The organism is Citrobacter sp. RHBSTW-00944 (assembly GCF_013615435.1).
GTDB classification, from domain to species: Bacteria; Pseudomonadota; Gammaproteobacteria; order Enterobacterales; family Enterobacteriaceae; genus Citrobacter; species Citrobacter braakii.
Map to the genome: position 1 here is coordinate 4120636 of NZ_CP055418.1, position 17956 is coordinate 4138591.

Annotated in this window: 18 protein-coding genes and 1 other RNA gene; 7 read left to right on the forward strand and 12 right to left on the reverse strand. The window is 53.6% G+C overall.

The window, feature by feature from the left end:
- Positions 1 to 57 precede the first annotated feature (57 nt).
- The gene (gene fldB, locus HV334_RS19925) at positions 58 to 579 is read left to right on the forward strand and encodes a flavodoxin FldB (protein WP_016154347.1); all 522 of its coding nucleotides are present in this window, start codon (positions 58 to 60) and stop codon (positions 577 to 579) included.
- A 100-nt stretch (positions 580 to 679) separates the two neighbouring features.
- Here fldB and HV334_RS19930 read toward each other — a convergent pair whose 3' ends face one another.
- Both HV334_RS19930 and sdhE read right to left on the reverse strand, forming a co-directional pair.
- Entirely contained in the window at positions 680 to 1087 is a 408-nt protein-coding gene (locus HV334_RS19930) for a protein YgfX (protein ID WP_016154348.1), read from the reverse strand.
- Entirely contained in the window at positions 1068 to 1334 is a 267-nt protein-coding gene (gene sdhE / locus HV334_RS19935; RefSeq protein WP_016154349.1) for an FAD assembly factor SdhE, read from the reverse strand. The genes HV334_RS19930 and sdhE overlap by 20 nt, the downstream gene beginning before the upstream one ends.
- 257 nt (positions 1335 to 1591) lie before the next feature.
- Between sdhE and ygfZ the strand changes: the two genes are divergently transcribed.
- Positions 1592 to 2572, forward strand: a complete 981-nt coding sequence (gene ygfZ / locus HV334_RS19940) for a tRNA-modifying protein YgfZ (protein ID WP_181220817.1) — start codon at positions 1592 to 1594, stop codon at positions 2570 to 2572.
- 79 nt (positions 2573 to 2651) lie between these two features.
- On the opposite strand, the gene HV334_RS19945 is transcribed toward ygfZ, so the two are convergent.
- On the reverse strand, positions 2652 to 3311 hold the full coding sequence (locus tag HV334_RS19945) for a hemolysin III family protein (RefSeq protein WP_153690042.1): 660 nt from the start codon (positions 3309 to 3311) through the stop codon (positions 2652 to 2654).
- A 163-nt stretch (positions 3312 to 3474) separates the two neighbouring features.
- Complete coding sequence (gene yqfB / locus HV334_RS19950) at positions 3475 to 3786, reverse strand: N(4)-acetylcytidine aminohydrolase (RefSeq protein WP_016154352.1); 312 nt, start codon at positions 3784 to 3786, stop codon at positions 3475 to 3477.
- 52 nt (positions 3787 to 3838) lie between these two features.
- On the opposite strand from yqfB, the gene HV334_RS19955 reads away from it, so the two are divergent.
- Together HV334_RS19955 and bglA are read left to right on the forward strand one after the other, a co-directional pair.
- Positions 3839 to 4567, forward strand: a complete 729-nt coding sequence (locus tag HV334_RS19955) for a MurR/RpiR family transcriptional regulator (RefSeq protein WP_003838265.1) — start codon at positions 3839 to 3841, stop codon at positions 4565 to 4567.
- A gap of 121 nt (positions 4568 to 4688) precedes the next feature.
- A complete protein-coding gene (bglA, locus tag HV334_RS19960; protein WP_016154353.1) occupies positions 4689 to 6122 on the forward strand; it encodes a 6-phospho-beta-glucosidase BglA in 1434 nt (477 codons plus the stop codon).
- 94 nt (positions 6123 to 6216) lie between these two features.
- Here the strand turns inward: bglA and HV334_RS19965 are convergent, their stop codons facing one another.
- The 8 genes from HV334_RS19965 to HV334_RS20000 all read right to left on the reverse strand — a co-directional run bounded on the left by HV334_RS19965 (position 6217) and on the right by HV334_RS20000 (position 16479).
- A complete protein-coding gene (locus HV334_RS19965; RefSeq protein ID WP_181220818.1) occupies positions 6217 to 6960 on the reverse strand; it encodes an SDR family oxidoreductase in 744 nt (247 codons plus the stop codon).
- Between the two features lie 61 nt (positions 6961 to 7021).
- Entirely contained in the window at positions 7022 to 9895 is a 2874-nt protein-coding gene (gene gcvP / locus HV334_RS19970) for an aminomethyl-transferring glycine dehydrogenase (protein WP_049282168.1), read from the reverse strand.
- Between the two features lie 176 nt (positions 9896 to 10071).
- Positions 10072 to 10461 carry a glycine cleavage system protein GcvH gene (gene gcvH / locus HV334_RS19975; protein ID WP_003026965.1) on the reverse strand — a complete coding sequence of 130 codons (390 nt, stop codon included), beginning with the start codon at positions 10459 to 10461 and terminating at the stop codon, positions 10072 to 10074.
- 25 nt (positions 10462 to 10486) lie between these two features.
- Positions 10487 to 11581, reverse strand: a complete 1095-nt coding sequence (gene gcvT / locus HV334_RS19980; RefSeq protein ID WP_047499315.1) for a glycine cleavage system aminomethyltransferase GcvT — start codon at positions 11579 to 11581, stop codon at positions 10487 to 10489.
- Positions 11582 to 12033: 452 nt separating this feature from the next.
- Positions 12034 to 13236: an FAD-dependent 2-octaprenylphenol hydroxylase gene (gene ubiI / locus HV334_RS19985; RefSeq protein ID WP_047499314.1), complete on the reverse strand. Its 1203-nt coding sequence runs from the start codon at positions 13234 to 13236 to the stop codon at positions 12034 to 12036.
- Between the two features lie 139 nt (positions 13237 to 13375).
- Complete coding sequence (ubiH, locus tag HV334_RS19990; RefSeq protein ID WP_181220819.1) at positions 13376 to 14554, reverse strand: 2-octaprenyl-6-methoxyphenyl hydroxylase; 1179 nt, start codon at positions 14552 to 14554, stop codon at positions 13376 to 13378.
- A complete protein-coding gene (gene pepP / locus HV334_RS19995; protein WP_047357826.1) occupies positions 14551 to 15876 on the reverse strand; it encodes a Xaa-Pro aminopeptidase in 1326 nt (441 codons plus the stop codon). Before pepP ends, ubiH begins: the two co-directional genes overlap by 4 nt.
- A 24-nt stretch (positions 15877 to 15900) precedes the next feature.
- Positions 15901 to 16479: a YecA family protein gene (locus HV334_RS20000; protein WP_141875622.1), complete on the reverse strand. Its 579-nt coding sequence runs from the start codon at positions 16477 to 16479 to the stop codon at positions 15901 to 15903.
- A 167-nt stretch (positions 16480 to 16646) separates the two neighbouring features.
- Here HV334_RS20000 and zapA point away from each other — a divergent pair, with 167 nt between their 5' ends.
- The 3 genes from zapA to HV334_RS20015 all read left to right on the forward strand — a co-directional run bounded on the left by zapA (position 16647) and on the right by HV334_RS20015 (position 17817).
- The gene (gene zapA, locus HV334_RS20005) at positions 16647 to 16976 is read left to right on the forward strand and encodes a cell division protein ZapA (protein ID WP_003026980.1); all 330 of its coding nucleotides are present in this window, start codon (positions 16647 to 16649) and stop codon (positions 16974 to 16976) included.
- 41 nt (positions 16977 to 17017) lie between these two features.
- Positions 17018 to 17201: non-coding RNA, 6S RNA (gene ssrS, locus HV334_RS20010), on the forward strand.
- Between the two features lie 19 nt (positions 17202 to 17220).
- Positions 17221 to 17817 (forward strand): 5-formyltetrahydrofolate cyclo-ligase, encoded by a 597-nt coding sequence (locus HV334_RS20015; protein ID WP_047499309.1) that lies wholly within the window; start codon positions 17221 to 17223, stop codon positions 17815 to 17817.
- Positions 17818 to 17956 lie beyond the last annotated feature (139 nt).

Sequence of the window (17956 nt, forward strand, 5' to 3'; positions counted from 1 at the left end):
TGCGGCGATTCTGTTACACTACCCGCAACGCTACAGCAGAATTGAGATGTTTACGTCATGAACATGGGTCTTTTTTACGGTTCCAGCACCTGCTATACCGAAATGGCAGCAGAAAAAATCCGCGATATCCTGGGTCCCGAACTGGTGACACTGCACAACCTCAAAGATGATTCCCCGACCTTAATGGAGCAGTATGACGTGCTCATTTTAGGCATCCCAACCTGGGATTTCGGTGAAATCCAAGAGGACTGGGAAGCGGTCTGGGAGCAACTGGACGACCTCAACCTGGAAGGCAAAATTGTTGCGCTTTACGGTATGGGCGATCAGTTGGGATACGGCGAATGGTTCCTGGATGCGCTGGGTATGCTGCACGATAAACTGGTCACCAAAGGCGTAAAATTTGTTGGTTACTGGCCAACCGAAGGGTATGAATTTACCAGCGATAAGCCCGTCATTGCCGATGGACAGCTGTTTGTTGGCCTGGCACTGGATGAAACCAACCAGTACGATCTCAGCGATGAACGCATTCAGGCCTGGTGCGAGCAAATCCTTGGTGAAATGGCCGAACACTGGTCCTGATAACCATTTTGCCGGATGTAGGCGTAAACGCCATATCCGGCCTACATGCCGCACCGAACCGTAGACCTTAACGCTGCACGCCATCAGGCATTCATCAGCATTATCCCTGCTTCGCCTGTTGCAGTATTAACCGCCGCAAATCCCGCCACTCCGCGTCATCCATACTGTCTGCCGCCAGCCACAAATGCTGACGTTTTCCGGCATCGGAACGTAAACGCAGCATCATGCCTGTTTTGACCATCCAGGGTGCGCTAGCAATAGTCCACTCTTGCCCTTGCCAGCGCAGACGACCGTCCATCAACAGCCGAATCTCGCCCTGACAGGCATTGATTCGGCGCTGGCTACGGACGCTATCGAACACCACCAGAGAGAGCAGAACCAGCCATAATGGGGTGTAGCTCAATGGCCAGGGCATCAATAAAATAAATACCGCGACCAGCCCATGAATGAGCAACGAAAGCCATTGCGCGCGCCATGAAACGCGTAAATCAGATTGCCACTGGACCACGTTCCCGATTCCGTGTCTGGATAAGTCGCACCATCTGCTCTAGCTGAGCATCAGCCGGTTTCCCATGATTCATCAACCAGTTAAATAAGTCTGGATCATCACATTCTAGCAGACGGATAAAGATACGTTTTTCTTCGTCACTTAAGCTGTCATATTCATGTTCGAAAAACGGCATGATCGAGATGTCCAGCTCACGCATACCGCGACGGCATGCCCAATGAATACGTGCTTTGTTGTTAATATCCATGTTCTTCTTCCTGTCTCGCGAAAACGAAGTATCCCGCTATTGTAACGTGTTTTTCCCTCATATTTACGGGAATATCAGTAAACGGAAGCGTGCTCGCTAAATAAAACCACATTAAGTCAAAGGATTCAGCATTTTTGGATGTCTCCTCGCAAAGCTTAATATATGGCACAAATAGCCTGTTTAAACCGCTTGCAATGGGCCATAGCTCTTTTACCATTAGTCATTATCACTGCGTTAAGCAAATCAGGACATTAATTATGGCTTTTATATCTTTTCCTCCTCGCCAGCCTTTCGCGTCAACGCGCTTGCCTCTGACGCTAATGACGCTCGATGAATGGGCGCTCGCCACCATCACCGGTGTCGACAGTGAGAAGTATATTCAGGGTCAGGTCACAGCGGATGTCAGCCGGATGACCGAGCATCAGCACGTGTTGGCAGCACATTGTGACGCCAAAGGTAAAATGTGGAGCCCCCTGCGTCTGTTCCGCCAGGGTGACGGTTTTGCATGGCTTGAGCGCCGTAATCTGCGCGATGCGCAGCTCACCGAACTGAAAAAATATGCGGTCTTCTCGAAAGTGGCGATTGCCCCGGACGACGAGCGCGTACTGCTGGGCGTCGCGGGATTCCAGGCGCGTGCTGCGCTAGCCAATCTCTTTAGCGAATTACCAAACAGCGATAAGCAGGTCATTACTGAAGGTTCTTCCACCATATTGTGGTTCGAACATCCCGCTGAGCGTTTCCTGCTGATCGTTGATGTTGCAACGGCGGAAACCCTGGTAGAGAAGCTGCGCGGTGAAGCGGAGTTAAATAACAGCCAACAGTGGCTGGCGCTGGATATCGAAGCAGGTATTCCGGTGATTGATACTGCCAACAGCGCGCAGTTTATTCCGCAAGCCACCAATCTGCAGGCTCTGGGCGGGATCAGCTTTAAAAAAGGCTGTTATACCGGTCAGGAAATGGTTGCTCGCGCAAAATTCCGCGGAGCCAACAAACGTGCCATGTGGACGCTGGCAGGTGCGGCCAGTCGGGTACCGGAAGCAGGTGAAGACCTGGAGCTGAAAATGGGCGAGAACTGGCGTCGTACCGGCACCGTACTCGCCGCGGTGCAACTGGCGGATGGACAGGTACTGGTGCAGGTTGTGATGAATAACGACATGGAAGCCGACAGCGTGTTCCGCGTTCGTGACGACGCGAAAACGCTGCATATCGTACCGCTGCCGTATTCGCTGGAAGAGTAAATCGCCGGGTGGTGACTTTATCTTACCGGGTCACGAGTTTTAAAGACCCGGTAAGCACAGCACCGCTGGGTAATAATAATTACGCCTGCCCCACGTACAGGTAGATCGCCAGGAAATGGCAAACGCTGCCACCCAGCACAAAGCCGTGCCAGATCGCGTGGTTGTATGGAATGCGCTTACAGACGTAGAAAATAACGCCCAGCGAATACACCACACCACCAACTGCCAGCAACGTCACCCCCCCCACCGCCAGCTTAACCGCCAGTTGATACACCACAATCAGCGATAGCCAGCCCATCGCCAGGTAGGTTACCAGCGACAGAACCTTAAACCGGTGCGCAATGGTCAGTTTGAATAAAATACCGAGCAGCGCCAGGCTCCAGATAACAATCATCAGTCCACGTGCCAGCGGCGAATCCAGCCCCACCAGCAGAAATGGCGTGTAGGTCCCGGCAATCAGCAGATAAATCGCGCAGTGGTCGAACTTTTTCAGCCAGACTTTTGCTCTTTGATGGGGGATCGCGTGATATAAAGTTGAGGCGAGGAACAGCAGGATCATGCTGCCGCCATACAGGCTATAGCTGGTTATCGCCACGGCGCTGGCGTTGGTATCCACTGCCTGAACCAGCAACAATACCAGTCCGACAATCCCAAACACCAGCCCGATACCGTGACTGATGCTATTGGCTATTTCCTCTGCCAGCGAATATCCCTGCGCAATTAATGGCTTCTGAACCATATTTTACTCCCGAGAAACGAACACTATCGTGATTGCTCCTCTAGCGTAACTGAGAATGGTTCCAGTGAACACCTGTTAGCTAAAATATTTGCCAACTAAATAATAATCCATAAAAATCATGATGTTATATTTTAATATTCAGCTAACAGGCGTACCTTTAAAATCAAAGGCATTTAAAATCAATCACATAAAATTGTGTTTGATCCGGGTAAATCTCGGCAATCACGTGTTTAAGTTCTTCTAGCGTCATGTTTTCCTGGCGAGCATGTTTCTCCGTCAGCGTATCCAGCGTGACGGTTGAGGTGCCAACAACCTCAATCGTGCAGAAGTACCCCTCATCTTCGAAGCGCCCAACCCGTAGAATGTCACCGGCTTTGAAGTGTGATTCGGACTCGTCACGAATCGTAATGGTTTTGCGTCCGGCCAGAATGTCATCCTGGAAACGCTGAAAAAAAGTGATGTCATTTGGCTGCATGTTATTATTCCCTGTAGATGAAGTCTGATGAGTGAGTTTTGCCATTGTGAGTATGTTCTCCCACGCTGCCATCGCCAGTCTCAACAATCTTGAGATGCTGGTCTACAACTATGTCATCAAAAACCGTGACAAAGTCATGTACATGACCATTCGTGAACTGGCGGATGCCGTGGGCGTTTCCACCACCACCGTACTGCGCTTTTGCCGCAAGCTTAAGTGTGAAGGTTACTCAGAATTTCGCGTACGCTTCAAATTATATTTAGAGCAGAATGAACCGCAACAGGCTAATTTCGGTGCCAGCGAAATTATCAGCTTCTTTAAAGGCGTCAATAACGACGAGTTCGACAAATTACTCGATCAGGCTGTTGATATTATATTATCTTCCGAGCGTATTATATTCGTCGGGGCGGGAACATCCGGAGCTCTGGCAAAATATGGCGCACGTTTTTTCTCAAACGTCGGAAAATTCAGTAACCACATCGATGACCCTTATTTCCCGGTAACTAATGATATGGCCAGAAACGCGCTGGCGATCGTGCTTTCCGTTTCTGGAGAAACCGAAGAGATCCTACGCTTTGCCAGCCAGTTCAGTCTGCATAACTGTAAGGTTCTGTCGGTCACCAGCCATGAACATTCGCGCCTCGCGAAACTTGCCGACTTTAATCTCTCCTGGCACGTTCCACAGACACGCATTGCCGGGGTATACGATATAACCACGCAGATCCCCGTTATTTATATTCTGGAATCACTCGGTCGCAAGCTGGCGAAAAGAATAGCGTAAAAAAAACAATATGTTTTTTTGATGTAACAAATCACATTAACGCTATTTTGTTATATCGTGACATTTATCTTTCCTTTGTTAGACTCAAAATCAGATTGTATTAATTTGAGACTGAGCGCAGATGAAAAAACTTACCTTACCAAACGATTTTTTATGGGGCGGCGCGGTTGCGGCGCATCAGGTTGAAGGCGGCTGGAATAAAGGTGGCAAAGGGCCCAGCATTTGCGACGTACTGACCGGGGGGGCACACGGCGTTCCGCGAGAAATCACTCAGGACGTCGTGCCAGGTAAGTACTACCCCAACCACGAAGCCGTCGATTTTTACGGACATTACAAAGAAGACATTAAGCTGTTTGCCGAGATGGGCTTCAAATGCTTCCGTACGTCAATTGCCTGGACCCGTATCTTCCCCAAAGGGGACGAAACCCAGCCAAACGAAGAAGGGCTAAAATTCTACGACGACATGTTTGATGAACTGCTGAAGTACAATATCGAACCGGTCATCACCCTTTCCCACTTCGAAATGCCGCTACACCTGGTTCAACAGTACGGTAGCTGGACCAATCGTAAAGTCGTTGATTTCTTTGTCCGTTTTGCTGAAGTGGTCTTTGAGCGCTACAAGCACAAGGTCAAATACTGGATGACCTTCAACGAGATCAACAACCAGCGTAACTGGCGTGCACCGCTGTTTGGCTATTGCTGCTCCGGCGTGGTGTATACCGAGCATGAAAACCCGGAAGAGACTATGTACCAGGTGCTGCACCACCAGTTCGTGGCCAGCGCTCTGGCGGTGAAAGCCGCACGTCGCATCAACCCTGAAATGAAAGTCGGCTGCATGCTGGCAATGGTCCCGCTATACCCGTACTCCTGTAAGCCTGAAGATGTGATGTTCGCGCAGGAATCGATGCGTGAACGCTATGTATTCACCGACGTTCAACTGCGCGGCTACTATCCATCTTATGTACTGAACGAGTGGGAGCGCCGCGAATTCAATATTCGAATGGAAGCTGGCGATGAACAAATCCTGCGTGAAGGTACCTGCGACTATCTCGGATTTAGCTACTACATGACCAACGCGGTAAAAGCGGAAGGTGGTAGCGGCGATGCAATTTCCGGTTTTGAGGGCAGCGTGCCGAACCCGCACGTCAAAGCATCCGACTGGGGCTGGCAGATTGATCCGGTCGGCCTGCGTTACGCCTTATGCGAACTGTACGAGCGTTATCAGAAGCCGTTGTTTATCGTTGAAAACGGATTTGGCGCTTACGACAAAGTGGAAGAAGACGGCAGCATCCACGATGACTACCGCATCGACTATCTGCGCGCCCACGTCGAAGAGATGATGAAAGCGGTAACGTATGACGGCGTAGATCTGATGGGCTACACGCCGTGGGGCTGCATCGACTGCGTCTCGTTCACCACCGGCCAGTACAGCAAACGCTACGGTTTTATCTACGTGAACAAACACGACGACGGCACCGGCGATATGTCGCGATCGCGTAAGAAAAGTTTTGAGTGGTATAAAGCGGTGATTGCCAGCAACGGCGAGAATCTGTAATTTTTTGCCGGATGGCGCTGCGCTTATCCGGTTTACGGGAACTGAACCTGTAGACCAGAGCAGACATTTACGCCGCCATCCGGCAAGCAACGCATTACTTCCCGCCGGCCAGCTCCAAAAAACTGCCCGTGACGTAAGACGCCTTCTCACTCAGCAGCCAGGTTATCGCCTGCGCGACCTCTTCCGGCTGTCCGCCGCGCTGCATAGGCAACATGGATTTCACGCGATCCACCCTTCCCGGCTCGCCGCCTGACGCATGCATTTCCGTGTAGATAAGACCGGGTCTCACGCAGTTCACGCGTATCCCCTGCGCCGCAACCTCCAACGCGAGGCCGGTGGTAAGCGTGTCCACCGCACCTTTTGAGGCTGCATAATCAACGTATTCGAACGGGGCGCCAAGCCGTGACGCCGCCGAAGAGACATTCACAATCGCCCCGCCCTGACCGCCGTGCTTAAACGACATGCGCTTTACCGCTTCCCGACAACACAGAAAATAACCGGTAACATTAGTCGCCAGGACGCGATTAATACGCTCAGCGGTTAGGCTTTCCACCGTGCTCTGTTCAAACAAAATCCCGGCATTGTTCACCAGCGCAGTCAGCGGCTCGCCCTCGCGGTCAATGGACTCAAACATCGCCCCGACCTGGCTTTCATCGCTGATATCTGCCCGCAGAGCAAACGCCTTTCCTCCCGCAGCGGCGATATTGTTCACCACATCCGTTGCCGCACGAATATTGTGATGAAAATTAACGGCGACCGTGTAACCCTCTAGCGCTAACTGCAGCGCGGTTGCCCGACCAATACCGCGACTGCCTCCCGTAACCAGTGCTATAGCCATCACTATTCTCCCCAAAAATAAAGGCGCCGAAGCGCCTTTAAAAGATAGCTGAATCAGTCGATTACTGATAATCGCTCATCGGCACGCAGGAGCAGAACAGGTTACGGTCACCGTAAACGTCATCAAGGCGTTTCACGGTCGGCCAGTATTTGTTCGCTACGCCCGCCGGGAAGACGGCGATTTCGCGGCTGTAACCGTGATTCCACTCCGCGACCAGCTCATTTTGCGTGTGCGGGGAGTTAACCAGCGGGTTATCTGTAAGCGACCATTCACCGGCTTTCACGCGATCGATCTCAGCGCGAATTGCCAGCATCGCATTGATAAAGCGATCCAGTTCCACTTTGCTTTCCGATTCAGTCGGTTCCACCATCAGCGTACCCGCTACCGGGAACGACATGGTCGGCGCATGGAAACCGTAATCGATCAGACGCTTGGCAATATCCAGTTCGCTGATGCCGGTCTCTTCTTTCAGTGGGCGAATGTCGAGAATACATTCATGTGCCACGCGACCATCGCGACCGGTATACAGCACCGGATAGGCATCTTTCAGACGGCTGGCAATGTAGTTAGCGTTCAGGATCGCCACCTGGCTTGCCTGCTTCAGACCTTCTGCGCCCATCATACGGATGTACATCCAGCTGATCGGCAGAATGGATGCGCTACCGAACGGTGCCGCAGAAACCGCGCCCTGACGGGTGAGCATCCCTTCAATCTGTACTACGCTATGACCCGGCACGAACGGCGCCAGATGCGATTTAACACCGATTGGTCCCATACCTGGGCCGCCGCCGCCGTGCGGAATGCAGAATGTTTTATGCAGGTTAAGGTGTGAGACATCGGCACCGATAAAGCCCGGTGTGGTGATCCCAACCTGAGCATTCATGTTCGCGCCATCAAGATAAACCTGGCCGCCAAACTGGTGCACAACGTCGCACACTTCACGGATCGTTTCTTCATACACGCCATGAGTAGAGGGATAGGTCACCATGATGCAGGAGAGGTTTTCACCCGCCTGCGCCGCTTTTTCACGCAGATCGCCAAGATCGATGTTGCCGTTTTTATCACAGGCGACAACCACTACCTGCATACCCGCCATCTGTGCAGAGGCCGGGTTGGTACCGTGGGCAGAGGCCGGGATCAGACAGATATCGCGATGGCCTTCGTTACGGCTTTCGTGATAATGGCGAATCGCCAGCAGACCCGCATACTCGCCCTGCGCGCCGGAGTTCGGCTGCATGCAGACTGCGTCATAACCGGTCAGTTTTACCAGCCATTCGGAAAGCTGGCCGATCATCTGGTGATAACCTTCTGCCTGCTCTGGCGGGCAGAACGGATGCAGTTCAGCGAATTCCGGCCAAGTGATAGGGATCATCTCGGCGGCAGCGTTCAGCTTCATGGTGCAAGACCCCAGCGGGATCATTGCCTGGTTCAGGGCCAGATCTTTGCGCTCCAGCGAGTGCATGTAACGCATCATCTCGGTTTCGCTGTGATAGCGATTAAACACCGGATGGCTGAGGATCGCATCGTCACGCAGCATGCTGTCCTGAATGGAACGGCTGTCGAGCGCCACGTCTTTGTCCAGCGTTTCGATGTTCAGACCGTGGCTGTCTCCCAGCAGAACATTGAACAACTGCACCACGTTTTCACGGGTGGTGGTTTCATCGAGCGTAATACCTACCGCGTTATGGATATCGCTACGCAGGTTGATTTCTGCTGCTTCAGCACGCGCCAGTACCGCAGCCTTATCGGCCACTTCAACACACAAAGTGTCAAAGTAGTGCGCATGACGCAGCTTCAATCCTTTCTGTTGCAGACCGGCTGCCAGAATATCGGTCAGACGATGGATGCGATTAGCGATGCGTTTCAGGCCAACCGGGCCATGATAAACGGCATACAGGCTGGCGATGTTGGCCAGCAGAACCTGCGAGGTACAAATGTTGGAGTTCGCTTTCTCGCGGCGGATATGCTGTTCGCGAGTCTGCATCGCCATGCGCAGGGCGGTATTACCCGCTGCATCTTTGGAGACGCCGATAATACGGCCTGGCATGGAGCGTTTGAATTCGTCTTTAGCGGCAAAGAATGCCGCGTGCGGGCCGCCGTAGCCCATCGGTACGCCGAAGCGTTGCGCAGAGCCGAAAACGATATCCGCGCCCTGTTTGCCCGGTGCAGTCAGCAGTACCAGCGCCATAAAGTCGGCAGCGACGCTGACCACTATTTTACGGGATTTCAGCTCAGCCATCAGGGCGCTGTAGTCGTGCACTTCACCGGTGGTGCCAACCTGCTGCAACAGCACGCCGAACACATCCTGATGATCCAATGCTTTTGCCGCGTCATCAACAATGACGTCAAAACCAAAAGTTTGCGCACGAGTACGCACTACGTCCAGCGTTTGCGGATGAACATCAGCCGCCACAAAGAAACGGTTGGCGTTTTTCAGTTTGCTGACGCGTTTGGCCATCGCCATGGCTTCAGCTGCAGCAGTAGCTTCATCCAGCAGAGAGGCGGAAGCCATGTCCAGGCCGGTCAGGTCCAGCGTCACCTGCTGGAAGTTCAGCAGTGCTTCCAGACGGCCCTGGGAGACTTCCGGTTGATACGGGGTGTAGGCGGTGTACCAACCCGGGTTTTCCAGCATGTTACGCAGGATAACCGGTGGCAGCTGCACGGCGGTGTAGCCCATGCCAATGTAGGACGTGAAGCGCTTGTTACGCCCGGCGATGGCTTTTAATTCAGCCAGCGCAGCGTATTCGGTCGCCGCCTCGCCCACCTGTGGCGGGGTTGCGAGCTGAATGTCTTTCGGCACAATCTGGCCGATCAGCGCGTTTAACGACTCGGCGCCAACCGCATTCAGCATCTCTTGCTGCTGCGCGGCGTCCGGTCCGATGTGGCGTTCAATGAAAGCGCCGCTATTTTCAAGCTGGCTTAACGTCTGTGTCATGGGCGATGGTTCCTGAAACGTGCAGTGAATCGTAGGTGTCTCTACTTACCTGAATACGCAAAAAATTCGCGTTGCAGGAAGGCGGCGACGCAGCACATCCCCAGGAGCTTACATCAGTAAGTAACTGAGGTGTGCAAGAAAGCCAACACACCTGCAACGTGAAGAATGAAGCGTATTTATTCGTCTTCTAACAAAGCTTCATATGCAGTCGCATCCAGCAGCGATTCAATTTCGCTTTCATCGCTGGCTTTGATTTTGAAGATCCAGCCCCCTGCATACGGCTCGCTGTTGACCAGTTCCGGGGAGTCGCTGAGCGCGTCGTTAACCGCAACAATCTCACCGCCTACTGGCGCATAAATATCGGATGCCGCTTTTACGGATTCCGCAACGGCGCAGTCATCGCCCGCGCTGACGGTTGCGCCAACTTCGGGCAGGTCAACGAAAACCATGTCACCTAACAGCTCCTGAGCATGTTCGGTGATCCCAACGGTGTAAGAGCCGTCAGCTTCTTTGCGCAGCCATTCGTGTTCTTTGCTGTATTTCAGTTCTGCAGGTACGTTGCTCATCAATCAATCTCCAAAAAAGGATGAATTACGCGACGGCTTTGCCGTTACGCACAAAAACAGGTTTAGTCACTTTTACCGGCATTTCGCGGTTACGGATCTGTACGATCGCGGTCTCACCAATACCCGCAGGGACACGCGCCAGCGCGATGCTGTAACCCAGGGTTGGGGAGAATGTCCCGCTGGTGATAATACCTTCCTGCTGATTGCCGGAAGCATCGGTGAAACGCACTGGCAGTTCATTACGCAGTACGCCTTTCTCGGTCATCACCAGTCCGACCAACTGTTCGTGGCCTTTTTCACGCTGCATTTCCAGCGCTTCCCGACCGATAAAGTCGCGGTCAGTCGGTTCCCACGCGATGGTCCAGCCCATGTTGGCCGCCAGCGGGGAAATGCCTTCGTCCATCTCCTGACCGTACAGGTTCATGCCGGCTTCCAGACGCAGCGTGTCGCGCGCGCCAAGACCGCAAGGTTTGACACCTGCTTGTACCAGCGCACGCCAGAAGTCTGCCGCCTTTTCACTCGGCATGGCAATTTCATAGCCTGCTTCGCCGGTATAACCGGTGGTTGCGATAAACAAATCACCCGCCTGAACGCCGAAGAACGGCTTCATGCCTTCTACCGCCTGACGCTGCTCGTCAGTAAACAATGTGGCTGCTTTTTCCTGCGCGTTTGGACCCTGCACCGCAATCAGCGACAGATCGTCTCGAACGGTGATGTCGATGGCGTAAGGTTCAGCGTGTTGGGTAATCCAGGAGAGGTCTTTTTCGCGGGTGGCGGAGTTTACAACGAGGCGGAAGAAATCTTCAGTGAAGTAGTAGACAATCAGGTCATCTATCACGCCGCCCGAAGCGTTGAGCATACCGGAGTAGAGGGCTTTACCCGTCTTCGTTAGCTTCGCGACGTCGTTTGCCAGCAGATAACGCAAGAACTCCCGGGTGCGGCTACCGCGCAGGTCGACGATGGTCATATGTGACACATCAAACATTCCGGCATCGGTGCGAACAGCATGGTGTTCATCAAGCTGAGAACCGTAATGCAGTGGCATCATCCAGCCATGGAAATCTACCATGCGCGCGCCACATAGCGTGTGTTGTTCGTACAAAGGAGTCTGTTGAGCCATCTTTTCCTCGTTGAATAAGCGGGGCTACCAACTCTTTCGCGGTGAAATTTTCGCCACGAAACCCAGCACCGCAGCCGCTCCAGGGGCCACGACGCAAACGTTCTCTTTGTCCTGAACTTACCACCGAAACAGACGCTAAACCATAAGGCAAAATTAACCATCACATTAGCTTATGGCCAAAAACAGCAAAATCACCGGCAGAACAAAACCCCATCCATACGGCAAATAATCAGAATAAAAAATAAATACAAGCTGGAATTAACAGCACTAACCAACATTAAATGTGGAAAAATTGTCAAAAATGGCGTTATGAAAAAAACGTAATATTAAAAAAACTAATGCGAAAAAAGGCGTGGAATTAGATTATTTCAAATGAGAGAAGCACCCCGGCGCGCAGGCCGGGAGTGGAAAGTGTGACGGGTCTCAAACTCTTAAGATTGTCCTTACGGACGCTAGCGTAACCACTCAGGAAGATCGTTCAGTCCCATCGCCTGGCGGATGAGCTGTGGTTTTACGCCTGGCAGGGTATCGGCCAGTTTCAGACCAATATCACGCAGCAGTTTTTTCGCCGGATTCTCGCCTGCAAACAGTTCACGAAATCCCTGCATACCGGCCAGCATCATCGCTGCGCTGTGCTTACGGCTACGCTCGTAGCGGCGCAAATAGAGATACTGACCAATATCTTTGCCCTGACGCTGTAGCCGCTTCAGCTCATCGATCAGCTCCGCCGCATCCATAAAGCCAAGGTTAACCCCCTGACCCGCCAGCGGGTGGATGGTATGCGCCGCATCCCCCACCAGCGCCAGACGATGAGCAGCGAACTGACGGGCATAGCGTCCCGTCAGCGGAAACGCCTGACGCTCGCTTTCAAGGCTGCACAGCCCCAGGCGATTATCAAAAGCGATATTCAGCGACTGATTAAACTCGTCAACGCTTGCCTGCTGCATGCGTTCTGCTTCCTGCGGCGAAAGCGACCAGACGATAGAGCACAGGTGCGGGTCACTGAGCGGCAGGAACGCCAGGATCCCCTCACCGTGAAACGCCTGCCGCGCAACCGCGCCGTGAGCTTCCTGCGTACGGATAGTCGCCACCAGCGCATGATGACGGTAATCCCAGAAAGTGAGCGGAATATCCGCTTTGTTGCGCAGCCAGGAGTTAGCGCCATCGGCGCCGACCACCAGGCGAGCGGTCAGCATTGCGCCATCTTTCAGGGACAGAAATGCCTCATTCTCACCCCAGGCTACCTGCTGTAACTCAGCGGGCGCCATCAGCGTAATGTCCGCTGAACGCTGCGCTTTTTGCCAGAGTGCGTAATGGATCTCTGAGTTTTCAACGATGTGGCCTAAATGGCTGTAGCCCATGCTCTGGTCATCAAACGCAATACGCCCAAAGCTGTCTTTATCCCAGACTTCCATGCCGTGGTAGCAACAAGCGCGACGGGCAACAATGTCGGACCAGACGCCCAGTCGGCTAAGCAGTTTTTCACTGGCGGCATTAATGGCCGATACGCGAAGCTGAGGAGGTGCATCCGCCGCCAAAGGCTGCGGAACATGTTGTTCTAACACCGCAACGCGCAACCCGCTGCCCTGCAAGCCGCAGGCAACCGCCAGTCCCACCATGCCGCCACCAACAATTGCTACATCAACACTTTGCACTGTTTGCTCCTGAAAATAGGACAATCAAAAACCGTAGGCCGGATAAGGCAAAGCCGCCATCCGGCATTACTTCCGCGACATTGCCTGATGGCGTTGCGCTAATCAGGCCTGCTTCTTTAATTCGGCCTACAGGTTATATCTATCGCGCAACCCAACCGAGGGTCTGCTCCGCCAGCGCATCGCGCGCAGGCGTGAATAATTCCATCGCCATCAGCCCGACATTACGCCCAACGACCAGCGGGGCCCAGCGATTGGCAAACAAATACACCAAATTGTTGGTCACACCAATCGTCGTTTCGCGATCGCGTTCGCGGCGCTGCTGATAGCGTGCCAACACCGCATAATCACCGATATCTTCCGCGCAGTTTTGCGCCTGCGTCAACGTCTCAGCCAGGCTCATCACATCGCGCAGACCAAGGTTGAAACCTTGTCCGGCAATGGGATGCAGCGTCTGTGCTGCGTTCCCCACCAGCACAGTACGATGGGTAATGGCTTTTTGCGCCGAGGTTAACGAAAGCGGATAGGCGTTGCGTTTACCGGCCTGGGTAATACGCCCCAACCGCCAGCCAAACGCAGTTTGCAGTTCGCGGCAAAATTGTTCGTCGGACCAGGCCATAATCTCATCACGCCGCTCCAGCGGATGGCACCACACCAGCGAGCAGCGACCATCAGACATCGGTAGCATTGCCAGCGGACCATATTGTGTGAAACGTTCAAACGCTCGCCCGTCATGCGCAACGGAGGTCGTGACGTTGGCAATCACCGCCAGTTGTTCATAGGGTTGTTGCTGCCAGTCAACGCCGCAGGCGGTAGCCAGTGCGGAGCGCGTGCCATCGGCGGCCACCAACAGGCGACCATTGATCATCTCGCCATTTTCCAGCGTAACCTCAACGCGTTCCTGCGTGCGTGACACGCTGGCTACACGGTCGGGGCAGTGCAGCGTGATGCCCGGCGCTTTACGCAACAGCGCAAACAAACGCAGCCCGACATCGTGCAGTTCTACCACCTGGCCCAGCGCCGGAATACGGTATTCCTGCGCATCCAGCGTCACAAATCCGGCATGGCCGCGATCGCTGACGTGAACCGTTTTGATCGCCGTTGCGCAATCGGCAATCGCCTGCCATACGCCAATTCGCGCCAGCTGTTGGCAGGTCCCTGCCGCCAGCGCGATCGCCCGGGCGTCAAACCCTGGATGGCGGTCAGTTTCAGGTTCGCTCGCTTCTATCAAGTGAACAGGCAGAGTCCCGTGGCTGAGCTGAGAAATGGCCAGCGCCAGCGTCGCACCGACCATACCACCACCAACGATAATCACGCTCATTGCAGTCGCGCCGCAGCCATTAAGGCTTCAATGTCATCCGCTTTCTTCACCACGCTGGCGGTCAGGTTCTCATTACCGTCCTCGGTGATGAGGATGTCATCTTCAATACGAATGCCGATACCACGATAAGCAGGCGGCACATCGGCGTCCGGTGCGATATACAGCCCCGGTTCGACGGTGAGCACCATTCCTGGCTCGAGAATACGTGAGCGGTCCTGACCATAAACGCCAACGTCGTGCACATCCAGTCCCAGCCAATGGCTAAGACCATGCATAAAGAATGGGCGATGCGCATTTTCGGTAATCAGTTGGTCGATCTCGCCGTGCAAAATGCCAAGCCTCACCAGACCCGTAATCATGATGCGCACCACTTCGCCGGTGACTTCCTGGATGGACGTCCCCGGGCGATACAGGCGCAGACTGGTCTCTAATGACTCCAGTACGATGTCGTAGATTTCACGCTGAGCAGGGGAAAATTTGCCGTTTACCGGGAAGGTACGCGTAATGTCGCCCGCATAACCTTTGTATTCACACCCGGCGTCAATCAACACCAGATCGCCATCGCGCATTTCACTTTCATTTTCGGTGTAATGGAGAATACAGCCGTTTTCGCCGCTGCCGACAATCGTGTTATAGGATGGGTAACGCGCGCCATGGCGAGTAAACTCGTGGTGAATCTCCCCTTCCAACTGGTATTCAAACATTCCCGGACGGCATTTTTCCATCGCGCGGGTATGCGCCAGCGCACTGATCTCTCCGGCACGGCGCATGACCGCAATTTCTTCTGCTGATTTGAACAGGCGCATTTCATGGACCATTGGACGCCAGTCGATGATCGCGGCGGGTGCGTGCAGATTTTGTCTGGAGCCTTTACGCAGTTTATCCAACGCCGTGCACACAATCTCGTCTGCCCAGGCATATTCGCCCTGCGCGTGGTACACCGCATCCAGGCCATTGAGCAACAGGTGCAGCTGTTGGTTGATTTCACTGAAGGCCAGCGCCCGGTCAACGCCGAGTTTTGCCGGTGCGGCATCCTGGCCCAGACGGCGGCCAAACCAGATCTCCGCCGTCAGATCGCGAACCCGATTAAACAAAACGCTGTGGTTATGAGTGTCATCACTTTTAATCAGCACCAGCACGGCTTCCGGTTCGTTAAAACCGGTGAAGTACCAGAAATCACTGCTTTGGCGGTACGGGTATTCACTGTCCGCGCTGCGCGTCGCTTCAGGCGCGGCAAAAATCAGCGCGGCGCTGCCAGGCTGCATTTGTGCCAGTAAAGCCTGGCGACGACGCTGGAATTCTTGCTGAGATATCTCGCTCATCACACTCTCCTTTGCGTTTCGTTCTTAGTGCAGAGTCGGTTTACGGATTTCCGGCGCGGTCGGCTGCTGACGCGTAAACGTGTCATGACACAGCAAGGCGGCTACGCGCACGTATTCGATAATCTCTTCGAGCGACATTTCCAGCTCTTCCTGATCTTCGTCTTCGTCATATCCCAACTGAGCGATATTGCGCAGGTCGTCAATTGCTTCACCGGTTTCACCGGTCACCTTGTCGAGCTTTGGCTGCGTAACGCCAAGGCCCAGCAAAAAGTGGTTTACCCACCCCGCCAGCGCATCGGCACGATCAAACACGCTAACGTCGTCGCCTTCAGGCAGATAAAGCTGAAAAAGGAAACCGTCGTCCTCGAGGGCATCGCTGGTGGCAGAGTGCATTTTCATCAGTGCCTGAGCCAGCTCGTGACCGAAGGCCAAACCTTCGTTCGTCAGGTCGTGCAGCAGCGGCTGCCATGAGCTGTCGTTGTTGCCGCCGCAAATCATCCCGCTGATCAAGCCGTGCATTTCGGCCGGGGTTAATCCAGCCCCTTGTTGGTTCAAAAACTGGCTAACGTCGTTGTAGCCAGGCATTTCGTTCTGTATAGACATAAGCATTCGTCATCAAAGGGAGGAATATTCATGGTATGCTACCACTTTGGGCCCTGGTGGACCAGAAAAGGGCTTGTATCTTGATACCAGGGTAGCTATAGTGTCGCCCCTTCGCGGACCCAAGGTCTGGAGACGAAGGCAGCGCAGTCAATCAGCAGGAAGGTGGCATGTCTGCACAACCCGTCGATATCCAAATATTTGGCCGTTCACTGCGAGTGAATTGCCCGCCTGAACAAAGGGATGCGTTGAATCAGGCTGCGGACGATCTCAATCAGCGATTGCAAGATCTGAAAGTTCGCACTAGAGTCACAAATACTGAGCAGTTGGTTTTCATCGCCGCGTTGAACATCAGCTATGAATTAACTCAGGAAAAAGCGAAGACGCGTGAGTACGCGGCGAGCATGGAACAACGTATTCGGATGCTACAACAGACCATCGAACAGGCGTTGCTTGATCAGGGTCGCATAACCGAAAAAACGGGCCAAAACTTTGAATAACACTTTTCGGTTTACTGTGGTAGAGTGACCGTGAAGACAAAATTTCTCTGAGATGTTTGCAAGCGGGCCAGTCCCCTGAGCCGATATTTCATACCACAAGAATGTGGCGCTCCATGGTTGGTGAGCATGCTCGGCCCGTCCGAGAAGCCTTAAAACTGTGACGACGCATTCACCTTGAACCAAGGGTTCAAGGGTTACAGCCTGCGGCGGCATCTCGGAGATTCCCTTCTACCTGGCAACAGCCATGACACTACTTTCTGAACTCCCTTTATCCCGGCAAGAAATTCGTCAACTGATTCGACAGCGTCGTCGCGCGCTGACCTCTGAACAGCAACGACACTACGGTCAGCAAGCCGCGACCCGAATGCTCAGTTTTCCCCCTGTTGTACTCGCGCATACTGTGGCGGTATTTCTCTCGTTCGATGGCGAACTCGATACCCAGCCGCTGATAGATCAGCTGTGGCGAGCGGGCAAGCGCGTTTACCTTCCGGTTCTTCATCCCTTCAGTCCCGGTAATTTACTGTTCCTGCACTATCATCCGCGCAGCGACCTGGTGACCAATCGCTTAAAGATCCAGGAACCACGGCTTGATGTACGCGACGTATTGCCGCTGTCAAAGCTGGACGTACTGATTACGCCGTTAGTGGCATTTGATGAGGACGGGCAACGCCTGGGCATGGGCGGCGGATTTTACGACCGCACGCTACAAAACTGGCAACAGCATAAGCTCCAACCCGTGGGCTACGCGCATGACTGCCAGTTAGTAGAAAAATTGCCGGTTGAAGAGTGGGATATCCCGCTGCCAGCGGTGGTGACGCCGTCCAAAATCTGGGAGTGGTAGCCGTTTTTTGCCGATTGACAGCGCCGTTTTTTTGACCTAAATTCCTCGGTGAAGGGTGAGGGAGGCGAACCTCCCTCCTGCGTACTCTCTGTTAATATGCTGGCCAAGCGATGATTAACAGGATCAGCAGCATGATGAC